Consider the following 4,430-nt stretch of genomic DNA (forward strand, 5'->3'; position numbering starts at 1 on the left):
CTCACTGACACATCGTCCGTGCCCTGTCTCGCCGCGCCCTCCCCACCCCGCCGCCAACCACCTCGGCGGGGGCCCCCCCCCCCCCCCCCCCCGCATCGGGTCGGTTGACCTATGTGGCCAACCGACAGAATCCGCTGGCCTGGAGCGATGTCCAGGCACTGTGGGGAGCGTTCCCAGCAATTGGAAGATCGATTCCCCGGTCCGCAGGACGTTGTCGGGCCGACAATCGGGCTTCACCGCGAAGGCGGCTGCCGAGGGAACCCGTCCGGTGCCAGGGCAGCCGTCCAACGCGGTGATCCCGGCCTCATTGGCCGCGATCCTGGTCAGCTGTTCTTCACCACGGCGCACTGGGCGTTCCCACCGAGCGAACGACGCAGCGTCTTGAGCTACGCCACGGTGAGACCCCGGTACTCGGTCAGCACGGCGGCGTTCGAGCCGCGGAACCGGTCCGTGAGCTCGGCCACCGCGGCAGCCTTGTCATGCCTTGCCATAGGGCATCGGCCTCCTTTCGGGTGATGAGGACCGCCCTCGGAAGTACCTGAACAAACGAAACGCCCCTGCGCGAGGCACGGGAAGCACCCGGCCGAACGGCAGGTCTGTCCCGCCGTCGCGCCGAAGCTCCAGTGGCCCGCGCCGGACGTCCGCAGTAGCGAGCCCTTCGGCCGTCGGCCCTGCGACGAGTGCATGACGACAACCAGCGGTCCTTGGCTTCGCCACGAGAGTAGGCAAAGCAGTCGTTACAGGCAAAACCTTTCCCCAGGAGTTCCGGCCGCGCCAGAATTCGACAACAGGGCATCTGGCCAACGGAGTTGGCCGCCGCCGTCGAAGGCCGGGAGGCCATGTTCCCGCCCCTGGCGTCCGCCATGATCCCCGATCGAGGCTCCCCCTGCCCGGGCCAAGCGGCCAGTCGGCGAAGAGCCCATTCCCACCACGCCTTCGCCCGACCGCCGGAGTGCTCCGGCTTCTCCCGAAGTGGTCGGGCCGTCGGCCACCCTGCCGGCCGCGGGGCCGACGGCCGATCACGCCGGCGCGGTCGTCGACCCGTCCCCGGCGCCCCGGGGGTAGGCCAGGTGTCCGCGGGGCTCGGCCGCTGGCCGCTCGGCGAGGGCCGCGGGGGCGGGCTGTCGGCCGGTCAGGAGGTCGGCGAGGGCGCGGCTGACGGGGTTGTCGCCCGTTCTGCGTTCGACGGCGGCGAACATGGGCGAGGGGTTGCACTCCAGGAGCGCGAACGTGCCGTTGGGGCGGCGGCGGATGTCGATGCCGGTGAAATCCATCGCGCAGGCCCGGGCCGCCGCCAGGCACGCCCGGTGCTCGTGCGCGCCGAGGACCGCGGGGAGCACCGCCTGCTCGGCGCCGCGGTAGTCGAGGCTGTCCGAGACGATCTCGTACGCGGCGACGACGGTTTCGGCGACGACGTAGACGCGGATGTTGGTGCCGGGCACCTCCTCCTGGAAGAGCACGGGCGCGGCCGACAGCAGCCGCAGCCGGTCGGGGTGGAGGTCCTGGGGGGTGAGGCGGCGACACAGGGCGCCGCCCGCGAGGGGCTTGTAGACGAGGGGGCCGCCGATCTCGGCGGCGAAGGCGGTCACGGCCTGGGGGTCGCTGGTGGCCAGGCTGCGGGGCACGGGGACGCCGACGGCTCGCAGGACGCGCAGCTGGTCGAGCTTGAGGAAGTGCTGGCCGAACGCGGCGGGGGTGTTGACCAGGTGAGCGCCGTGGTGCTGGAGAGCGGTGAGGAAGCTGAACGCGAGGGAGCGGCGTTCGCGTCCGGCGGCGTAGGCGGCGCGCCGCGCGTGGGCGGTGTCGGCGTCGCCGGGGTAGAAGGGCAGGGGCAGCGGCATGGTGCGCACGTACCAGGTGCGGACGTGTTCGACGCCGGCCCGGCCGGGGGTGGCGGGCATGTCGTCGCGCAGGGTCAGCGCGGTGCGGGCGGGGAAGAGGGACAGGTCCAGGACGAACGGATCGCTGTCCCCCCTCTCCCGCAGGCACCGTCGCACGGCGGCGACCTGCCGGTCACCGGGCCGGCCGACGATACCGAAGGACACGACGGTCACTCGTCGTCGTCGCCCTCTTCCCCGGTGGCGACCGTGGTCGGCTGGGGGCCATCGTCGCCTTCTTCCCCAGTCGCGAGCGTGGTCGGGTCGTCGTCGGGGTCGCCAGCCGTGGCGTTGCGGTCGGCCATGGGGGCGGGTCCGGTCAGGGTGTCGGGAAGGTCGCTGATGAACAGGGCGGAAGCAGGCATGCTGTGTTCCTTTCGTCTCGCTCGTTATAGCAGTACGTAGTCGAATAGACGCAACACGTCACTCGTATGGGTTCGGCGGCCCTTGCCGACGGTTCGCGCCCACCGGGCGGGGACGGCCCGCGTGCGGTCGGCGGTGTCGCGGGCGCGGGGGTGGTGGCGGGGTGGTGCGGCCGATCGGCGGGCCCTGGCCGCAGAGTCCGCGCGCGGGGCGGTGCCCGCGGGCGACCGTGGTCGCCTGGGAGTTGTGCCGCGGCGACCGCCGCAGCTCCATCACCAGGTCCTTGGAGTGATATGCGTACGCGTACCGCATTCGCCGCCGGCTGTCTTGCGGCGGTTGCCCTGCTGGCCACGGGCGGTGCCGCTGCTGCTTCACCGGCCGGCACCGACGCCGTCCGGCTCGCCCCCCCCCCCCGACCGTTCATCACACTTCCGATCCCGGACCCGCCGGACATCCCCCCGCTCCCGTTCTTCTCCAACTGACCGTCCCGGCGACGCACTCTTGAAGCGGTGGCGCCGCCGGCGAGACCCGCAGAGCACCAGCGAGGCCCGCGGAGCAGCGGCGCGCGCGGCCGCCGAAGGGCTGCCGCGCGCACCTTCGGGGAAGGGCGGCTGCTAGTCCTGGATGAAGCGGACCGATCCCACGTCGTGGCCGAGTGGGAAGAGGGCCACCTCTCCCGTGCCGAGGGTCTTGACCGGCTCCCCGAGGGCGTCGGCACCGGTGTACAGCTCGGCGGTGTACGGGGATCCGTTGACCGCGGCGAGCGTGCGGAACGGGGTGGGCAGCGCCCAGTTCCGGTCGTCGTCCGGGGCCACACTGAGCGGGTCGCCAGTACGCCCGACATTGCCCCACAGCTGCAGGACGGGTTCCTCGTTGGCCATCGACGCTCTCCTTCGGAAGGGGGCCGCGAGGGCGGCGGTGCGCGCCGGACGGGCGCGGCCATCCGTTCCGGCACGAAGTACATCGGCGGTGGACCGCCCGCGGACAAGGGCACTGGGCGCGGATCACCCGAACGAGGGCCCACCCGCCCTGGCGGGAACCCTGTGCGTCGTGCCGGTCAGAGGGCGGGCGGACTGCCGGGGCCGGTGAGGGCGGGCAGGAGGCGGAAGGTCCCGGAGGCGATGAAGAGGTCCTCACCGGCGGGCAGCGGGATGGCGCCGAAGTCCCGGGCCGACGAGTCGGCGCCCGCTCCGGTGAGCGTCAGGGGCATGTCGCGGCCGGGCAGTTCGGTCAGGGACAGGGCCGTCCCGGCGTTGGTGAAGGTCAGGACCTGGGTGTCCGCGCCGTGGCGGCGGGCGCTGATGGTGCCGCTGCCGTCGAGGCCGATCGTGCCGGTGATGTCCTCGAAGTCTGCGGACGCGCCGTCGCCGGCGCGTCGAAGGGAAAAGCCGCCCCGGGCCGTGACGATTCCCGTGAGGTCGAGCCGCACATGGCCCTCGTGCAGCGGCATCCGCACGCACGCGTGGCCGTCCCCCGTTCCGGACGGTGGCCAGGGCCCACGGCATCCAGGACGAGCCCCCTGGTGTCGAGCGCGTGTGCGGCACGGTCGGTGAGGCAGTAGACGATCTCACCGTCCCGCAGGGCCAGGGCACCCGGCGCCGGCACCCGCTCCGCCGCCCCGGCTGCGGCCGACAGGACCGGGAGGACTACGGCCAGGAGTATGGCGGCGGGGGCAGCAGGCGCGAGCGGAACGACTTCACAGCAGGGCTCCCGGGGCGAGAGGTGGGGCGTCGCCTGCTCAACGCACAGCATCCGCCCGCGACACGGGCGGGCGCCTCCGCACGGGCGCGTCGCGAACGCCGACGGACGCAGGCGTGCGGACGACCCCCGTGGATCGGCCGGCCGCCCAATCGCGGGTGGTGCACCCGCTGATTCGACGTCCCCGGGGAGAGGTAACTCAGCTTGCCGACGGGGGCGCTGTGGTCCGGTTCAGCAGTTCTTCGAGCGCCGACCACTCATTCGCGGTCAGGGGCAGCGTCGCGACGTCCGTCTCGCCGTTCACGCTCTTCAGCTACCGCACACGACTGACCCACCTGACCAGCCAAAACGCTTCCGGAACGACAAAGCGGCCGGTCACCCCGACCTCTGTCTCTTCTACACCTCTGACGCTGCCGACGACACTGCAAGTGTAGATCTCGGTGGTCGCCGGATCATTAAACGACGGTGTGGGGAGGGGCGCGGGGTGCGTGC

General features: G+C 72.4%; 4 protein-coding genes and 1 pseudogene. All 5 read right to left on the reverse strand.

Annotated features, from left to right (window positions below; translation table 11 throughout):
* Positions 1-240: 240 nt before the first annotated feature.
* A pseudogene (gene rplJ / locus ACFV6D_RS38405) lies at positions 241-491 on the reverse strand (50S ribosomal protein L10); the annotation flags it as partial.
* Between the two features lie 528 nt (positions 492-1,019).
* On the reverse strand, positions 1,020-2,045 hold the full coding sequence (locus tag ACFV6D_RS38410) for a RimK family alpha-L-glutamate ligase (protein ID WP_380563350.1): 1,026 nt from the start codon (positions 2,043-2,045) through the stop codon (positions 1,020-1,022).
* A gap of 5 nt (positions 2,046-2,050) precedes the next feature.
* Positions 2,051-2,242, reverse strand: a complete 192-nt coding sequence (locus ACFV6D_RS38415) for a hypothetical protein (RefSeq protein ID WP_380563352.1) — start codon at positions 2,240-2,242, stop codon at positions 2,051-2,053.
* A 612-nt stretch (positions 2,243-2,854) separates the two neighbouring features.
* Entirely contained in the window at positions 2,855-3,121 is a 267-nt protein-coding gene (locus ACFV6D_RS38420) for a hypothetical protein (RefSeq protein ID WP_380563354.1), read from the reverse strand.
* Positions 3,122-3,297: 176 nt separating this feature from the next.
* Complete coding sequence (locus tag ACFV6D_RS38425; protein WP_380563356.1) at positions 3,298-3,696, reverse strand: hypothetical protein; 399 nt, start codon at positions 3,694-3,696, stop codon at positions 3,298-3,300.
* Positions 3,697-4,430: the final 734 nt, after the last annotated feature.

It is taken from the genome of Kitasatospora sp. NPDC059812 (assembly GCF_042732075.1).
Classification (GTDB): Bacteria; Actinomycetota; Actinomycetes; order Streptomycetales; family Streptomycetaceae; genus Kitasatospora.

Coding starts and splice junctions, on each gene's coding strand:
- ACFV6D_RS38415 (WP_380563352.1), bottom strand. CDS start 2,242: ATGCCTGCTTCCGCCCTGTTCATCAGCGACCTTCCCGACACCCTGACC.
- ACFV6D_RS38420 (WP_380563354.1), bottom strand. CDS start 3,121: ATGGCCAACGAGGAACCCGTCCTGCAGCTGTGGGGCAATGTCGGGCGT.